15 protein-coding genes are annotated in these 16,760 nt (G+C 72.1%); 5 read left to right on the top strand and 10 right to left on the bottom strand.

Annotated elements, in window-relative coordinates; translation table 11 throughout:
- The first annotated feature begins 64 nt into the window (after positions 1-64).
- Positions 65-235 (top strand): hypothetical protein, encoded by a 171-nt coding sequence (locus EDD29_RS45210; protein WP_170201240.1) that lies wholly within the window; start codon positions 65-67, stop codon positions 233-235.
- Positions 236-284: 49 nt separating this feature from the next.
- Complete coding sequence (locus EDD29_RS00920) at positions 285-773, top strand: MarR family winged helix-turn-helix transcriptional regulator (protein ID WP_123661694.1); 489 nt, start codon at positions 285-287, stop codon at positions 771-773.
- A gap of 7 nt (positions 774-780) precedes the next feature.
- Here the strand turns inward: EDD29_RS00920 and EDD29_RS00915 are convergent, their stop codons facing one another.
- From EDD29_RS00915 to rsmA, 3 genes are all read right to left on the bottom strand, one after another.
- Positions 781-2,550, bottom strand: a complete 1,770-nt coding sequence (locus tag EDD29_RS00915; protein ID WP_123661693.1) for an ABC-F family ATP-binding cassette domain-containing protein — start codon at positions 2,548-2,550, stop codon at positions 781-783.
- Between the two features lie 115 nt (positions 2,551-2,665).
- A complete protein-coding gene (locus EDD29_RS00910) occupies positions 2,666-3,562 on the bottom strand; it encodes a 4-(cytidine 5'-diphospho)-2-C-methyl-D-erythritol kinase (RefSeq protein WP_123661692.1) in 897 nt (298 codons plus the stop codon).
- 68 nt (positions 3,563-3,630) lie between these two features.
- Entirely contained in the window at positions 3,631-4,467 is an 837-nt protein-coding gene (rsmA, locus tag EDD29_RS00905) for a 16S rRNA (adenine(1518)-N(6)/adenine(1519)-N(6))-dimethyltransferase RsmA (RefSeq protein ID WP_246053344.1), read from the bottom strand.
- Positions 4,468-4,616: 149 nt separating this feature from the next.
- Between rsmA and EDD29_RS00900 the strand changes: the two genes are divergently transcribed.
- Both EDD29_RS00900 and EDD29_RS00895 read left to right on the top strand, forming a co-directional pair.
- A complete protein-coding gene (locus EDD29_RS00900; RefSeq protein ID WP_246052439.1) occupies positions 4,617-5,150 on the top strand; it encodes a SigE family RNA polymerase sigma factor in 534 nt (177 codons plus the stop codon).
- A complete protein-coding gene (locus tag EDD29_RS00895; protein WP_123661690.1) occupies positions 5,147-6,454 on the top strand; it encodes a hypothetical protein in 1,308 nt (435 codons plus the stop codon). Before EDD29_RS00900 ends, EDD29_RS00895 begins: the two co-directional genes overlap by 4 nt.
- Positions 6,455-6,498: 44 nt before the next feature.
- On the opposite strand, the gene EDD29_RS00890 is transcribed toward EDD29_RS00895, so the two are convergent.
- The 6 genes from EDD29_RS00890 to EDD29_RS00865 all read right to left on the bottom strand — a co-directional run bounded on the left by EDD29_RS00890 (position 6,499) and on the right by EDD29_RS00865 (position 14,218).
- Positions 6,499-7,143, bottom strand: coding sequence for a transglycosylase family protein (locus EDD29_RS00890; RefSeq protein ID WP_123661689.1), 645 nt, complete (start codon positions 7,141-7,143; stop codon positions 6,499-6,501).
- 211 nt (positions 7,144-7,354) lie between these two features.
- Positions 7,355-8,155, bottom strand: coding sequence for a TatD family hydrolase (locus tag EDD29_RS00885; RefSeq protein ID WP_123661688.1), 801 nt, complete (start codon positions 8,153-8,155; stop codon positions 7,355-7,357).
- Positions 8,145-9,941, bottom strand: coding sequence for a methionine--tRNA ligase (gene metG, locus EDD29_RS00880; RefSeq protein WP_123661687.1), 1,797 nt, complete (start codon positions 9,939-9,941; stop codon positions 8,145-8,147). The genes EDD29_RS00885 and metG overlap by 11 nt, the downstream gene beginning before the upstream one ends.
- Positions 9,942-10,012: 71 nt before the next feature.
- Complete coding sequence (locus tag EDD29_RS00875) at positions 10,013-11,287, bottom strand: glycosyltransferase 87 family protein (RefSeq protein ID WP_123661686.1); 1,275 nt, start codon at positions 11,285-11,287, stop codon at positions 10,013-10,015.
- Between the two features lie 67 nt (positions 11,288-11,354).
- Positions 11,355-12,905, bottom strand: coding sequence for a hypothetical protein (locus EDD29_RS00870; RefSeq protein ID WP_148085831.1), 1,551 nt, complete (start codon positions 12,903-12,905; stop codon positions 11,355-11,357).
- A gap of 71 nt (positions 12,906-12,976) precedes the next feature.
- Positions 12,977-14,218: a glycosyltransferase family 2 protein gene (locus tag EDD29_RS00865; RefSeq protein ID WP_123661684.1), complete on the bottom strand. Its 1,242-nt coding sequence runs from the start codon at positions 14,216-14,218 to the stop codon at positions 12,977-12,979.
- 162 nt (positions 14,219-14,380) lie between these two features.
- Between EDD29_RS00865 and EDD29_RS00860 the strand changes: the two genes are divergently transcribed.
- Positions 14,381-15,829 (top strand): phospholipid carrier-dependent glycosyltransferase, encoded by a 1,449-nt coding sequence (locus EDD29_RS00860; protein ID WP_170201239.1) that lies wholly within the window; start codon positions 14,381-14,383, stop codon positions 15,827-15,829.
- Here EDD29_RS00860 and rsmI read toward each other — a convergent pair.
- A complete protein-coding gene (gene rsmI / locus EDD29_RS00855) occupies positions 15,802-16,635 on the bottom strand; it encodes a 16S rRNA (cytidine(1402)-2'-O)-methyltransferase (RefSeq protein ID WP_246052438.1) in 834 nt (277 codons plus the stop codon). The two genes, EDD29_RS00860 and rsmI, sit on opposite strands and share 28 nt — an antisense overlap.
- Positions 16,636-16,760: the final 125 nt, after the last annotated feature.

The raw sequence follows: 16,760 nt of genomic DNA, 5'->3' as shown, positions 1-16,760 counted from the left end.
GCAGATCCCCATGACGCGGACACAGACCTGCGATCCACGGTCGCACGGCGCCGAGGGAGGGGCGATGGACGGCGAGCGGATGATCCCTTTCGGACTGGCGGTCGGCCTGATGGAGGAGGCCATGCGGGAGGCGCTGACCGCGGCCGGCTACCTCAAGGGATCGGCCGATTCGGTCACCCGTGACGCCTCCGCGCGCCTGGAGCGCCTGATGGAAGATCTCGACGGCATGGAGTAACCCGGGACCGACCTGTGTCTTGACGTCGAGATACAGATAGGGTTCACCCATGGAGGACGAGGTCGACCGGCTGGTCTCCGCATGGCGGACGGAACGCCCCGAACTGGACGTCCAGCCATTGCACGTGCTGAGCCGTGTCTCGCGGCTCTCCCGGCACCTGGACCGTGCCCGCAGGGCCGTCTTCGCCGCCCACGAGATGGAGTCGTGGGAGTTCGACGTCCTGACGGCGCTGCGCCGGGCGGGCGCCCCCTACCAGCTCAACCCGGGCCAGCTCCTGCGCGCCACCCTCGTCACCTCGGGCACCATGACGAACCGGATCGACCGGCTCACCGCGGCGCGCCTGGTCGAGCGCCACCCCGACCCGGCCGACAAGCGCGGCGTCCAGGTCCGGCTCACCGACGTCGGCAGGGCCAGGGTCGACGCGGCCTTCTCCGACCTCATCGACCGGGAGCGCGAGCTGCTCGCGGCGCTCAGCGACACCGAGCAGAAGCAGCTCGCCGGCCTCCTGCGCACCCTCCTGGTCCCCTTCGACCTCTGACCGGGGACTAGCCTTCGGCCAGCTCCAGCCACGCCATCTCGACCTCGTCCTTCTCGGCGAGCACGGCCTTCAGCTTGGCGTCCAGGTCGAGCAGCCGCTCATGGTCGGTGGCCGCGTCGGCCATCTGGCCGTGCAGCTCCGCCTCTCGCTTGGTGAGCTTGTCCAGCTGACGCTCCAGGCGGTCGAGCTCCTTCTGCGTCTTCCAGTCCAGTTTCGACTGCTGCACCGGCTTGGCGGGAGCCGCCTGCACGGGGGCCGCGGAGGACCCGGGGGTCCGGACCGCTGAGACCGTCCCGGCCTCCACCCTGTCCAGGTACTCCTCCACGCCGCCGGTGAGCATCCGTACCGTGCCGTCGCCCAGCAGCGCGTACACGGTGTCGGTGACGCGCTCCAGGAAGTACCTGTCGTGGCTGACCACGACGAGGGTGCCGGGCCAGCCGTCGAGGATGTCCTCCACCTCGGTGAGCGTCTCGATGTCGAGGTCGTTGGTGGGCTCGTCGAGGAGCATCACGTTGGGCTCGGCCATGAGCAGCCGCAGGATCTGGAGCCTGCGCCGCTCGCCTCCGGACAGGTCGCCCACGGGCTTCCACTGGGCGTCGGTCTTGAAGCCGAGCCTTTCCAGGAGCTGGCCGGCCGTCCACTCGCGCTTGCCCACGGTGATCCTGCGGGCGACCTCCTCCACCGACTCGAGGACGCGCCGCTGGGGGTCGAGTTCGGCGAGCTCCTGAGACAGGTGCGCGAGGGCGACCGTCTTACCGCGCACGACCCTTCCGGAGTCCGGCCGGACGGTGCCCGCGAGCAGCCGGAGCATGCTCGTCTTGCCGCTGCCGTTCACCCCGACGAGGCCGATCCGGTCGCCGGGGCCGAGCCGCCAGGTGATCCGCTCGAAGACGGGGTTCCCGCCGAGCTCCAGGGACACGTCCTCGACGTCGTAGACGGTCTTGCCGAGCCGGGCGGTGGCGAACTTGGTCAGTTCGACCTTGTCGCGCAGCGGCGGCTCGTCGGCGATGAGCGCCTGGGCGGCGTCGACCCGGAACTTGGGCTTGGTGCTGCGGGCCTGCGGGCCGCGCCGCAGCCAGGCCAGCTCCTTGCGCATGAGGTTCTGCCGCTTGGCCTCGGTCGCGTCGGCGACCCGCGCGCGCTCGGCCTTGGCCAGGACGTACGCGGAGTACCCGCCTTCGTACCGCTCGACGCGGCCGTCCACGACCTCCCAGGTGCGGTCGGTGACCTCGTCGAGGAACCACCTGTCGTGGGTGACGACGGCCAGGGCCTCGCGCCGTCCCTTGAGGTGCCGGGCGAGCCAGGTGATCGCCTCGATGTCGAGGTGGTTGGTGGGCTCGTCCAGCATGATCACGTCGGATTCGGGGACGAGCAGCGCGGCGAGGGAGACCCGGCGCTTCTCGCCGCCGGACATGCCCGCGAGGGGCGCGTCGAGGTCGAGCCCGGTGAGCAGCCCGGACAGGATGTCGCGGATGTCGGCGCTGCCGGCCCATTCGTGCTCGGGCGTATCTCCCAGGACGACCGACCTGACCGTCGCGTCGGGCGCGAACTCGTCGCGCTGGACGAGCATGGCCAGGCGGAGCCCTCCGGTGTGGGTGACGCGCCCGGAGTCGGCCTCGGTGCGCCGCGCCATGATGTTCATGAGCGTGGACTTGCCGTAGCCGTTGCGGCCGACGATCCCGATCCGCCAGCCCGACTCGATGCCCAGTGACACCGCGTCCAGCAGGGGATTGGGCCCGTAGGCCTTGCTCACGTTCTCCAGATTGATCAGGTTCACTCAGACCGTCGTCCCTCGGCGCGCCGCGCGGGCGCGGCTCGTGCTCGTCTCCAGACCGCCCAGGTTAGGCGGATTTCCGCGTTATGCAGGCATCGGGCAGGTCGGGCCCGCCGTGTCACAGGACCGTCGCGCCGGGCACCGGCCCCGAGGCGGCCACCGCGGCCCGCGCGACCCCCGCGCCGCGCAGCGCCGCCGCGATGTCCGCGGCGTGCTCGGCGTCGCCGGCCAGGAACGCGCAGGTCGGCCCGGAGCCCGACACCAGGGCGCCGAGCGCGCCGAAGTCCCGGCCCGCCGCGATGGTCCGCTGGAGCGATGGCATGAGGCTCAGGGCGGCGGGCTGGAGGTCGTTGGTGAGGGCCGCGCCCAGCGCCTTGGCGTCGCCCTCGGCGAGCGCGGCGAGCAGCGCGGGCGACTCGTGCGGCCAGACCGCGTGCTCCTCGAAGGCCGCGCGCAGCCTGTCGCACTCGGCGTAGACGGCCGGGGTGGACAGGCCGCCTTCCGCGAGCGCGAAGATCCAGTGGTACTCCCCGGACGTCGGCAGCGGGGTGAGGACCTCGCCCCGTCCGACGCCCACGGCGGTGCCGCCGAGGAGCGCGAAAGGCACATCGCTCCCCAATTGCCCGCCCAGCTCCATCAGGGTCTTCAGGGGAAGGCCCGGGTTCCACAGCGCCGCGCAGCCCAGCAGGGCCGCCGCCGCGTCCGCGCTGCCGCCCGCCATGCCGCCCGCGACCGGGATCTCCTTGCGGATGTGGATCGACGCCGCGGCCTCGACGCCCAGGTGCCCGGCCAGCAGCACCGCCGCGCGGGCCGCGAGGTTCTCGGGGCCCGTCGGGACGCCCTCGATCGACGCGCCCTCGACGGTGACGGCGAGCGGCCCCTCGGTCACCGTGACCTCGTCGAAGAGCGACACGGCATGGAAGACGTTCACCAGGTCGTGGTAGCCGTCGTCCCGCAGCGGCCCGACGCCGAGCTGGAGGTTGACTTTCGCGGGGACCCGGACGGTGACGGACATGGCGGCCTCGGTTCAGACGGTGGAACGGGGACGGTCGATCGTGTGCGCGAAGCGTGGGGCCCGGTCGCTCACACCATCCGGTGCTCGGCGATCCGGGCGAAGGCCGTGATGTCCAGCATCTCGCCGCGCGCCGTCGGGTCGACGTCCGCGGCGCGCAGCGCGGCCTCGGCCATCGCGGGCGAGCCCGCCCAGGAGGCGAGCGCGGCGCGCAGGGTCTTGCGGCGCTGGGCGAAGGCCGCGTCGATCACCGCGAAGACCTGCTGACGGGTGGCGACGGTGGCCGGGGGCTCGCGGCGGGTGAAGGCGACGAGCGCGGAGTCGACGTTGGGCGCGGGCCAGAAGACGTGCCGGCCGACGGATCCGGCCCGCCTCGCCTCGGCGTACCAGGCCATCTTCACCGACGGCACCCCGTAGATCTTGCTGCCCGGCGCGGCGGCGAGCCGCTCGCCCACCTCGGCCTGGACCATGACGAGGCCCTTGCGCAGGGACGGGAGCAGCTCCAGCAGGTGCAGGACGACGGGCACGGCGACGTTGTAAGGCAGGTTCGCCACCAGCGCGGTGGGCGGCGGACCGGGGAGCTCGGCGATCCGCATCGCGTCGCCGTGGACGACCTCGAAGCGGTCGGCCAGCCCCGGCGCCTTGGCCTCGACGGTCTCCGGCAGCGCCTTCGCCAGCACGGGGTCGAGTTCGACGGCGATGACCCTGGCGACCTCGGGCAGCAGGGCCAGGGTGAGCGAACCGAGCCCGGGGCCGACCTCGATCACCACGTCCGACGGCCCGACCTCCGCCGCCCGGACGATCCGGCGTACCGTGCCGGGATCGATCACGAAGTTCTGGCCGAGCTGCTTGGTGGGCCGCACGTCCAAGGCCGCGGCGAGCTCACGGATGTCGGCCGCGCCCAGCAGGGCGGCGCCGCTCTCGGCCGTGCCGCCGTGCGCCGCGTCGTCCGGCGCCTTGTCCTCCGGTGCTGTGTCGTTCTCCCCCACATCACGATTCTCCCATGCAACAGTCCGGCCCCCGGTCGCGTCCGGGTCATGAGGAAAGGAGAAATGCCGTGGATCACCCCCCATCCGGCGGCGGGTCGCGGGATCCGGCCGCGCCGGGCGACCCCGTGGACTTCGCCCGCTGGGTGTCCTCCCGAGCCCCCGCCCTGCTCCGGTACGGCTATGTCCTCACGGGCAGCCCGCACGACGCCGCCGATCTCGTCCAGGAGGCGCTGGTCCGGCTCAGGACGTCCTGGGCCAGGGTCGTGCGCAAGGACGACCCCGAGGGCTACGTCCGCACGACCATGGCCCGCCTGCACGTCTCGGTGTGGCGGCGGACCCGCCGAGAGACGCTGACCGCGACCGTCCCGGACACCGCCCACCACGACCCGCAGCCGCCCGACGACGCCCTCTGGCAGGCCCTGACGGCCCTCCCGCGGCGCCAGCGGGCGGTGATCGCCCTCCGGTACTACGAGGCCCTCTCGGACGAGGAGATCGCCGCCCGGCTGGGCATCTCGCGCGGCACGGTCCGCAGCCAGGCGAGCCGGGCACTGGACAAACTCCGCGAAACTTACAATCCACGCCTGGAAGGGAGCCCCCGATGACCGACCCCTTGGAGCAGGCCCTCGCCAGGACCCTCACCGCGAAGGCCGACGACGCGCCCGCTCCCGTTTCCGGGCTCGCCGACCGCGCGACCCTGCGGGCCCGCAAGCGCCGCCGCGCCCGCTGGGGCACCGCCGCCGTCGTCGCCGCCCTGCTCGCCGGGGGCATCGGCTGGGGCGCCCTCAACCCGACCGACGTGAAGGAGGTCCACCCGATCGGCCACGGAGACGAGACCCTGGGCGGACCCGCCCCGGTCGAGCAGCTCTGGCCGGGGGCCGTGCACCGCGTCAAGGCCGTCCCGCCCGAAGACGTCGAGGGCGACTGGGCCGTCATCAGCGTCATCGACACGAACCGGCTGCTCATCTCCTGGCCGGGGCAGGGCACGCGGGTCCGGTACGCCGCCTACACGCCGGAGACCGGGCAGGTCGCCGAGATGCCCTCGCTCGACTGGGGACCCGGCAGACCCAACATCTCCCAGGGCTACGCGCTGTGGACCCGGAACACAGAGGAGGGATCCATGGAGGTGACCGCTTCCGTCCTCCCGGACGGCCCCGACGACACCACGGGCATCTCGGTCATCAGCGTGCGGAGTGACGTGAACCGCGGGGACCGGGTCGGCGTGGCCGACGGCCGTCTCTATTGGGAGACCTCCGAGGGCGTCTTCACCCGGCCGATCGCCACGCTGACGGGGACGCGGGGCGGCCCGCCCGAAGGCTCCCCGTCGTCCGAGCCGACGAGGGTCGCCGCCGAAGGGAACCGCATCGTCCAGTGGCCGTGGGTGTCTCGGCTGGACGGGAGCAGACGCGGCCCCATCTTCGGGACCATCCGCAACGTCGAGACGGGCGAGATCCGGAAGGCGGTGCTCCCCGCGCCGGAGTCGGGTCGCCCCTGGGTCTGCGGGGTCGTCTGGTGCCTGGCCGACGGCGAAGTGCGCAAGCGCGACGGTTCGATGAGCGCCCCGAACCCGGTCCACCTCGCACCGAGACCTCCCAAGGACGCCAAAGGCGCCTCCCCCGCCACCGCCGCGGCCACCGCGTCCCCCGACCCGACCGCACCGTCGAACTCACTCGGCGGCCCCACCTACAACCGCTACTCCCAGTTCGAGCCCGTGCTCGACCGGTTCCTCTTCCAGGGCGACGCCGACCCCCGGGTGCTCGTCAAAGACCTGGTGACGGGCCGGACGGGGCTCTTCTCGGTGACCGCCGAGGGCCTCGTCCATGGCAAAGAGAACGGCAGAGCCGACCGCTACGTCGTGCAGCCGACCGAGGACGGCTACCTGTTCCTCGACCTCGCCGCCATCGGCTGACGGGGCGGGCCGGGCCGCTCCGGGAGGTGGAGCGGCCCGGGGGGTCAGTTCTTGGCGTAGAGCATGTCGCCGCAGGTCGTGGTCCAGCCGTTCTGCTTCTCGAACAGCATCTGGGCGCGGAGCGTCTGCTCCTCGGCCGAGGCGTGCACGGGGAGTCCGGTGCCGCCGACGGACTCCCAGGCCTCGCGGGAGAACTGGTAGAGCCCGTACAGCTTGCTCGTGGTGATGAGCTCGGGGTCGTTGTTCGACTCGCACCGGGCGACCGCGCCCCAGTTGAGGTCGGTGACGGGGAGGTTCAGCAGGTTGAGCTGGGTGGCCTCCTTGGGCAGCAGCTTGGGGAGGTTCAGCAGGTTGAGCGGGCCTCCGCCGCCTCCGCCGGTGTCCTGTTTCTCCACCGCCTCCGGCCGGGGCGCCTCGGCGACGCGGGGGGCGGCGCCGGCCTCCTCGCCCGCGGCCTCTCCCGGGGGGAGGCTGCCGAGCGGTGGCAGCACGGGGGCGTCGAACCGGGGCGCGGTGGGGGCGCCGCCGCCGGTGCCCGACGGGGAGTCCGGGGAGCGCACGTCTTTCTGCGAGGGCAGCTTCACACGGTCCCCCACGAGGGCGATCGGCGCGGACTGGGGTTCCTCGGAAAAAAGGTTCCAGCCCCCGGCGGCGACGCCCACCAGGAGAACGGTGGCGATGAGTGGCATGACGAAGGACGGAGGTCTTCCGGCCGCATGCCGAGCACTACGGGTCACAAGACCCGGAGCCTACAAGGCCGAACACGTAGAGTCACACCACGACGACGCAACGTCCGGGTGTGTGGCGTGTCAACCGGTACGGGGGCGACTCGGGGGATGAACGCCCCCGCACCGGTGACTCGTTAGAGAAGACGTTCCCCGAGGGCCCGGGGTTTACTCCTCAGAAGCCGTACATTCGCGTTCCCGTGGCGGCGATGGCCGAGCACAGGACATCCACCGGCACATCCTTGACCGCCGCCATCAACGCGACGGTGTGCGGGATCAGGTGGGAGGCGTTCGACTTCCCCCGGTGCGGGACGGGCGTCATGAACGGCGCGTCGGTCTCGACCAGGATCAGTTCCAGCGGGGCGACGGCCAGCGCGTCACGCAGCGGCTGAGCGTTCTTGAACGTGACGTTCCCGGCGAAGCTCATGACATAGCCCTTGTCCGAGCAGACCCGGGCCATCTCGGCGTCACCGGAGAAACAGTGGAACACCACTTTGTCCGGTGCGCCCTCTTCATCCAGGATGCGCAGGACGTCCTGGTGGGCATCGCGATCATGGATCATGAGTGCTTTGCCGGAGTCCTTGGCGATCGCGATGTGCGCCCGGAACGAGCGCTGCTGCTCCTCGGGGGTCGCGTGGTCCCGGTAGTAGTCGAGGCCGGTCTCCCCCACCGCGACGACCTTCGGCTCACCCGCCAGTTCGGCGATGCGGGCCAGGACGTCGTCGGTGAGGCCCTTGGTGTCGTTGGGGTGGATCGCCACCCCCGCGTACACGTCGGCGTGCTCCGCGGCCGTCTTGGCGGCCCACTCCGAGGACGGCAGATCGCAGCCGATCGTCACGATCCGCCCCACCCCGACGGCCTGCGCGCGCTCGACGGCCTCGGCCACCGACATGTCGAGCATGTCCAGATGGCAGTGGTCGTCGAACACCGCGACGGGCAGCCGGGGCGTGGGCGGGACGGGCTTCTCACTCGCCAAGACGCGCCAGCTCCTCGGCCACCACGCTCTGGTCGAGCTTGGGGAACAGCGGGACGGGCCGCTGGAGCGGCGCGCCCGGCGTGATCGGCAGGTGCGCCCAGCGGGCCTGCGCGACGGAGTAGTCGCCGGTGATCACCGGATAGACGCGCGTGCCGCCCCCCGCGACCTCCTCGGAGACCTCGCGGACCTCCGGCATGCCCGACCACACGCCCTCGCCGCCCAGCATCTCGAAGACCTTCTGAGAGCTGTTCGGCAGGAACGGGGTGAGCAGGGTCTTGGCGTCGGCCACGATCTGGAGCGCGACGTACAGGATGGTGCCCTTGCGCGCCGGGTCGTCCTTGATCTTCCAGGGCTCCTGGTCGGCCAGGTACTTGTTGGCCTCACGGACCACGTCGAACGCCGCGGTGATGGCGTTCTTGAACCGGGAGCGGCTCAGCTCGGCGCCGACCTTGGCGAAGGCGTCCTTGGCGTGCTGGAGCACCGCCTCGTCGGCCTCGGTGAGGTCCTTGGGCGCGGGGATCTCGCCGAACTCCTTGGCGGCCATCGACACCGAGCGGTTCACCAGGTTGCCCCACTGGGCGACGAGCTCTCCGTTGTTGCGGTCGACGAACTGCTGCCAGGTGAAGTCGGTGTCCTGGGTCTCCGGACCGGCGACCGCGATGTAGTAGCGCAGGGCGTCGACGTCGTAGCGCTCCAGGAAGTCGCTCACGTAGATCACGACCTGGCGGGAGGAGGAGAACTTCTTGCCCTCCATCGTCAGGTACTCGCTGGAGACGACCTCCGAGGGCAGGTTCAGCTTGCCGAGCGAACCCGGCGTGCCGCCCTTGTCGCCCTCGCCGCTGTAGCCGAGCAGCATCGCGGGCCAGATCTCGGAGTGGAAGACGATGTTGTCCTTGCCCATGAAGTAGTACCCGAGGGCCTCGGGGTTCTGCCACCACTCACGCCAGCGCTCGGGCTCGCCCAGCCGCCTGGCCCACTCGACCGACGCGCTGAAGTAGCCGATGACCGCGTCGAACCACACGTACAGGCGCTTGGTGGGCTGGTCGCGCCAGCCGTCCAGCGGGATCGGCACGCCCCAGTCGAGGTCGCGGGAGATCGCGCGCGGCCGCATGTCGTCCAGCAGGTTGAGGGAGAAGCGCAGCACGTTCGGCCGCCACTCGCCCTCCTTGCCGCGCAGCCAGTTGCCGAGGACCTCGGTGAAGGCGGGGAGGTCGAGCATGAAGTGCTCGGTCTCCACGAACTCGGGGGTCTCGCCGTTGATCCGGCTGACGGGGTTGATCAGATCGATCGGGTCGAGCTGGTTGCCGCAGTTGTCGCACTGGTCGCCGCGGGCGCCGTCGTAGCCGCAGATCGGGCAGGTGCCCTCGATGTAGCGGTCGGGCAGGGTCCGGCCGGTCGACGGGGAGATCGCCCCCATGGTGGTCTCGGTGAAGATGTAGCCGTTGTCGTGCAGGCCCTTGAAGATCTCCTGGACGACCGCGTAGTGGTTCTCGGTGGAGGTGCGGGTGAACAGGTCATAGGCGATGCCGAGTCCGTGCAGGTCGCCGACGATGACCTTGTTGTACCGGTCGGCCAGCTCACGGGCGGTGACGCCCTCTTTGTCGGCCTGGACCTGGATCGGGGTCCCGTGCTCGTCAGTGCCGGACACCATGAGCACGTGGTTCCCGATCATCCGCTGGTAGCGGCTGAACATGTCGCACGGGAGCGCGAATCCGGAGACGTGCCCAATGTGGCGAGGCCCGTTGGCGTAGGGCCAAGCCGGTGCGGTGAGGATGTGACGGGACATGCCCCAAGCCTACGGTCCCCGGCCCCAGGCACCGAATCGGTTATCCACACTCGGTGACGCGGCCCTGCCCGTCACCGGTCGGCGGCCCCGCGCGCGCCCGCCGGAACCGGGTGCGCCTCGGGCACCGGCCCCTCGCCCTCCGCCTGACGGGCGCGGCGCCCCCACGGGAGCGTCCAGAGGACCACGAGGACGACCGGGACGCTCGCCACCGGGTACCAGGGCCCCCAGACCGCCCAGGTCTCCGGCGTCAGCGACGGCAGGACGAGGTACCCCACGGCCGTATAGAGGCCGGTGGCGGTGAAGAGCCAGGCGGCCCGGCGGGGCGGATCGGCGACGGCGAAGGGCGTCGGCCACAGCAGGTACTGGACCCCGTGGGAGGCGGTGACGGCCTGGAAGGCCGAGGAGACCGCCAGGGCGGTGTCGGTGGCCCTGGCCCGCCTCCACAGCCATAGGGCCGCCACGACGGCGGCCAGGGTCAGCAGGGTGCCGACCTTGCGGACCGCCAGGTAGAAGGGATCCTCCCAGGGCGTCGGTTCGGCGGGGCGGACCTCCAGGAGCACCGCGGGCCAGCCCCAGGTCCCGACGCTCGGGCTGTAGCCGAGCAGGGTCCGAGCGATGTGCGGGAACGCCGCGACGGGGGTTCCCGCGGTCAGCGGGAGGGTCAGGAGGAGGACGGCGGGAACCGCGGCAGCGGCCGCCGCCGCGCGGATCCTCTCCCGGGCGCCCGGCAGTCCGAGCAGGAGCGCGGGCAGGAACAGCGCCGGCCAGGACTTGACGGAGACGGCCAGCCCGAGCAGCGCCCCGGCCAGCCACGGGCGGCGCACCACGACGAAGGCCCCGACGGCGAACAGCAGGCAGAGCGGCTCCATCTGCCCGTGCACCGCGCTCACCATGATCGGCAGCGGCAGGCACCCGTACTGGAACCGCCGCAGCGCCGACGTCCCGGGCGACGCGAGCCGTCCGACGAGCAGCATGACGCCGAGGTCGAAGGCGATCGGGGCGATCCGGCCCACCACGAGCCAGGGGACGCCGAGGCTCTGCTCGACCCAGACCGCGGGCGCGAGCACGAACGCGTACAGCGGCGTGTAGTTCCAGCCCAGCGGCCGGGTGTGCAGGATCGGATCCCGGTGGGCGAGGATGTTCTCCCCGGCCCGGTGGAAGTCGTTGACCAGGTCGTAGGGCTCGACGTCCTGGACGAGCGCGAGCATCACCACCCGCAGCCCGAGCCCGACGGCGAGGGCCGTCCAGACCGGGGGCCGCCATCCGCGCCGGGCCGCCGCGAGGCAGAGCAGGGAACCGAGGGCCACGAGCGCGAGGCGCGCGGCGACGAGCCGGGGATCGGTCACGCGGAACCTTCAGGGGGGTTCGGGCGCGGCCGCGACCGGCGCGGCGCGCTGCGCGGTCAGGACTGGGCTAGGTCAGGCTCGCCTTCTCCGGTTCGCCGTCCTTCGGCATCCGGCTCTCCGAGGTGTCCGGGCCGTCCGGGGGCGCGGTGCCGCCGGCCTCCGGGGTCTTGGGAGGGTGGTCCGGACGGTGCCGGGAGCGGTACCAGGTGTGCAGCTCGCGCAGCGCCATCGCGGCGGCGACCGAGGCGAAGGGCACCGCGGGCAGAACGTAGCGGTAGTCGAACAGGACCGTCGCGGGCGGGATCACCAGCAGGGCCATCGCGAAGCCGAACGGCAGCAGGGCCGGGCCGCCGAACCGCCGCCAGCGCGCGGCGACGCCGCCGAGGGCCACGAGCAGGAGGACGCCGAGGACGGTGCCCGGCAGGTACACGCCCTTCTGGTAGGCCCGCATGAACCCCGCGAAGGGCTCCACCACCCGGGTGGCCTCGGCCTGTGCGTCGTACCTGGCCATCTGGGCGTCCCGTCCAGGCCAGTAGCCCTGCGACTCGGTCGGGAAGACGTAGTAGCCGTAGGTCTTCGGGTCCGGATAGACCGGGCGGTCCCATCGGAACGTGCGGCCGAAGTCCGTCAGCACGGTCTGGAGGTAGTCGCCCGGCTGGGCGAGGATCGCCTCCTTGGCGAAGGTGCGGGCCAGTTCGCTCTTGTAAGGGTCGAAGATGCCTCCGGGGTACCGGAAGATCTGGCTCTCCTCCCACACGTAGAAGTGCGAGGCCCTGCGCTGCTCGGGAGGCGTGCTGTCGCACAGCGGGTAGGCGTCCACCGGAAGGCGGTCGCCGAAGTTGTCGCAGTCGGCGAACGTCATGGTGCGGCTGTAGAGGAAGACCCCGTCCGTGCCGCTCAGGGCGAACTGGCCGTTGGCCGAGGCGTACCAGGTCATGTAGGCCGCGATCGGGACGATCGCGGTGACCGCCCCGGCGACCAGCGTCCGCCAGCCCACCCGGCGGATCGCCAGGAAGACCAGCACGATGATCAGCAGCGGCAACCCGATGGTGCGGGTGATCGCGGCCATGCTGAGCAGCAGGCAGGCCGCGGCCACCCGGCGCGCCGACGGGCGCGGCGTCCACAGGACGAGCGCGGCGGCGCCGCACACCAGCAGCAGGAAGTACGTGTCCGACAGCAGCAGGTGCTCGAGCTCGATCTGGTTGCCGTCGAAGAGCAGCGGCGCGACCGCGAGGGTCGCCGCCCACCCGGGCAGCGCCTTCCCGAAGCGGAAGAGGTGCGGACGGCGAAGCAGCCCGTACAGGATGACGGCCGAGGCGAGCCCCATGAGGTGCTGGACCGTGACCACCACCGCGAAGCTGTGCAGCGGGCGCAGCAGGAGCAGCAGGAACGGGTACCCGAAGGTGCGCACCACGTCGGGGCGCGGGTTCAGCGCGAGTTCGACGTACGGGTAGGAGTCGGGGAACCAGATGCCCCAGCGGAAACCCAGCACCGTGACCGCGCGGAGCAGCACGGCGACCGCCAGGGCGATGAGCAGGACCCGGTGCCGCGCCGCGAACGCGCGCAGCACGGGACGGGCGGGCAGCGGCAGCGCGGCCAGCGGCGAGCGCAAGGCCAAGGCGCCACCCCCTTCACTGTCCGTCGGTCCCGGCGTACGGCCGGGCCTCGATGTACGTTCCGTGCGTCGTGCTACCGCACCGACGCCGAAGATTCGGCGTCCAGGGTAGAGCCCCCGACGGTGTCGGCGAGGGTGAGTTGCTCGTGTGCGTGCGAAGCGGTGCCGGGGTGGCTGGAGCGGCGGATGCCGAGGATCGACAGGAACGCGGTGCCGAGGATGAGCTGGCAGCTCATCATCAGGGCCGTCGCCGACGGGACGACCATGCGCAGCGTCTCGCGCGCGTTCAGCTCGCCGAACTGGGCGCCGTGCCAGTGCACCACCGAGAAGCCGACGCCGACGAGACCGGCGATCGCCAGGAGTCCGCCGGACACCAGGCCCTTCTCGAAGCTCCACTTGTCCAGCAGCCAGGCCGCCCGCTTGTCGGGCCGCAGGAAGCCCTCCGTGACGCCGTACGCCTTCGTCAGCAGCGAGAAGACGACCGCCTGGAACCCGATGACGACCGCCGCCGACGCGCCGACGAGCGTGTCCACGTCGAACACGACCCCGCGGACGTCGATCGGGGTGATGGCCAGCGCGACGCCGCCGACGAGGCCGAGCGCCATGAGCACGACGCCGGGGATGAGGAACAGCCAGCGCGGGCTGTACAGCAGCAGGAAGCGCAGGTGCCGCCAGCCGTCGCGCCAGGTGTTGAGGTGCGGCGGCCGCGACCTGCCGTCCTTGGCGAGGGTGGTCGGCACCTCGGTGATCTTCGCGTCGCCGATCGTCATCTTGACGACCAGCTCCGAGGCGAACTCCATACCGGAGGACTGGAGGCCGAGCGCGAGCGCGGTGTCCCGGCGGAAGCCGCGCAGGCCGCAGTGGAAGTCGCCGATCCGTGAGCCGAAGAACAGCCGCCCGACGAACGACAGAACGGGGTTGCCGAGGTAGCGGTGCAGCGGAGGCATCGCGCCGGGGGCGATCCCGCCCTGGAACCTGTTGCCCATCACCAGGTCGGCGCCGTCGCGCAGCTCGGTGACGTACGGCATGAGGTCGGTGAAGTCGTAGGAGTCGTCCGCGTCGCCCATGATGACGTAGGTGCCCTTGGCCGCGCGGATGCCGCCCATCAGGGCGTTGCCGTAGCCCTTGAGCGCGACCGGCACGACCCGCGCCCCGGCCCCCTCGGCGAGCGCCTGCGATCCGTCGGTCGATCCGTTGTCGGCGACGATGACCTCGCCGTCGATCCCGTGCTCCTCGAGGAAGGCAACGGCCTTGCGGACACACGTCTCCACGGTCTCGGCCTCGTTGAGGCACGGCATGACCACGGACAACTCCATGTCGGCTCCTGATGTAGAAGGCGGCCAGGTCAGTTATGGTGCCGGTTGTCCGGTCCCGAAGCGGCGCACTTCACAGAACCGAAACTTCCGATTCCCACCGCGCCCCCGCGACCGAAGTAGCCAACAATACGGGTGTCGCAGCCCGCTGTCAGAGGGGTGCCGGTGACCGACGGGTCTGGCCTGGTCAGGAGGTGCGCGGTCCGTCACGGCTGGTTCGTCGCGGTACTCGCGCTCGGCGCGGCGGCCCGCGCTCTCGCCCAGGCGGGTTACCGGCCGGGGCTGTGGTTCAACGACTCCTTCGACTACGTGCAGATCGCGCTGGGCCCGTTCGCGCATCCGATCCGGCCCGCGGGCTACGGCGTGTTCCTGTGGCTGCTCCAGCCGCTCGGGAGCGTCGCCGCGGTGGTCGCCGCGCAGCATCTGCTCGGGCTCGCCTCGGGGGCGCTGGTGTACGCGCTGCTGCGGCGCCGCGGGCTGCCGGGGTGGGGCGCCGCGCTGGCGTCGGCGGCGGTGCTGCTCGACGGCGACCTCATCGAACTGGAGACGCTGATCCTGTCGGACACGCTCTTCCTGTTCCTGTTGCTCGCCGCGCTGACGCTGGTCCTGTGGCCCGGCACGTCGCGGCGCCGGCCCGTCCTCGCCGCGCTGGTGCTGGCGGCGGCGACGCTGACGCGGACGATCGGGCTGCCCGTCCTCGGGCTCGTCCTCGGCTGGCTCGCGTGGCGGTGGCTGCGCGACGGACTCGGCGGACCCGACGGGCGGGGCGCGCGCGTGCTCGCGGCGGCGGCCGTCGCGGGGCTGCTGCCGCTCGGCCTGTACGCGGGGTGGTTCCACGCCGAGAACGGCAGGTACGCCATCACCGCGACCGATGGGGTCTTCCTGTGGGGGCGCACCGCCGCGTTCGCGGAGTGCACCGGGATCTCGCCGGAACTGCGCTACCTGTGCCCGCAGGGCGAACCGGCCGACCGCAAGGCGTCCTCCTCGCAGGTCTGGGCGCCGGAGTCGCCGATCGGCTGGCGGTACGGCGAGGCGTTCGACCCCGAGGTCAACGCCGACGCCCAGCGCTTCGCCCTCCAGACGATCGCCGCGCAGCCGTGGGACTACCTGCGGACGGTCTCCTACGACCTGTTCGTCCGGAGCTTCTCCTGGCACCACGGGGACCATCCGACACCCGTCACCGCGCGCAAGTACGACTTCCCCGAGCGGGCCGACCCCCTGCCGGACTGGCCGGTGCTCGGCGGCGGGACGCCCGGGAGCGTCGTGGCCGCCTACGATCCCGGCGCGGCGCGCGCCACCGCGGTCGTCGAGCCGTGGGCGGGGTTCGCACGGGCTTACCAGGGCGTGATGAGCGTCCGGGGGCCGCTGCTCGCGGCGCTCGTCCTGCTGCCGCTGGCGGTCGCGGCCCGCCGAAGAAGGCCGCCGGGACCGGCGTGGGCCGTCGCGGCCCTGCTGCTCGCCTTCCCGCCGCTGACCGTCGACTTCGACCACCGCTATGTCGTCACCGCGACGCCGGTCGCCGCGCTCGCCGCCGGGTACGCGCTCGCCCGGAGGCGCCGGGAGCCGCCAGCCGAGGAGCCGCCGCGTCACTTGGCGGCGAGCACCGCGCTGTAGACGACCTTCTTGGGCACGCCGTTCTCTTGCGCGATCTCCCCGATCGCGTCCTTGCGCGACACGCCCGCGGCCTCCCTGGTGAAGACCGCCTCGGCGAGTTCAGCGGGGTCCGTGAGCACCGTGCGCGGAGGCGCGCCCCCGACGACGACCGTGATCTCGCCCTTGACTCCGTCGGCGGCCCACGCGGCGAGGTCGCCGAGCCCGCCCCTGCGGGTCTCCTCGTAGGTCTTGGTGAGCTCCCGGCAGACCGCGGCGCGGCGGTCGGCGCCGAAGGCTCCGGCGAGCGCTTCCAACGCGGCGGCGAGCCGGTGCGGGGCCTCGAAGAAGACCATCGTGCGCGGCTCGTCGGCCAGTTCGGCGAGGCGGGCGGCGCGCTCCCCGGTCTTGCGCGGGAGGAACCCCTCGAAGCAGAACCTGTCGGTGGGCAGCCCCGACAGGACGAGCGCGGTCGTCACCGCCGACGGACCGGGCAGCACGGTCACCGGGACGTCCGCCGCGACCGCCTCGACGACGAGGCGGTAGCCCGGGTCGGACACGCCGGGCATGCCCGCGTCGGTGACGACCAGGACGTCGGTTCCGTCGAGGAGGTCGGCGAGCAGTTCGGTGGCCCGCGACCTCTCGTTCTGGTCGTAGTAGGACACGATCCGGCCGGTGAGCGTCACCCCGAGGTCGCCGGCGAGCCTGCGGAGGCGGCGGGTGTCCTCGGCGGCGATGATCCGGGCCGTGCCGAGCGCCTCGCGGAACCGGGGCGAGGCGTCGTCGGCCCGCCCGATGGGCGCCGCGGCCAGAATGAGAGTGCCCGTCACGTGCCGTCCTCCGTGTCCCGCCGCAGGTCGGCGCCCCACGATCCGAAGACCCGATCCTAGTCGCCGGGCGCGGTGCCGCCTTCCCGCGCGGCGGCCCCTGGGGGGAACCGTTGGAACCCCGCGCG

Origin of the sequence: Actinocorallia herbida (genome assembly GCF_003751225.1) — a bacterium.
Classification (GTDB): domain Bacteria; phylum Actinomycetota; class Actinomycetes; order Streptosporangiales; family Streptosporangiaceae; genus Actinocorallia; species Actinocorallia herbida.
Note: the sequence above shows the minus strand (reverse complement) of the source record. Positions and strands in the feature narration are given on the sequence as shown.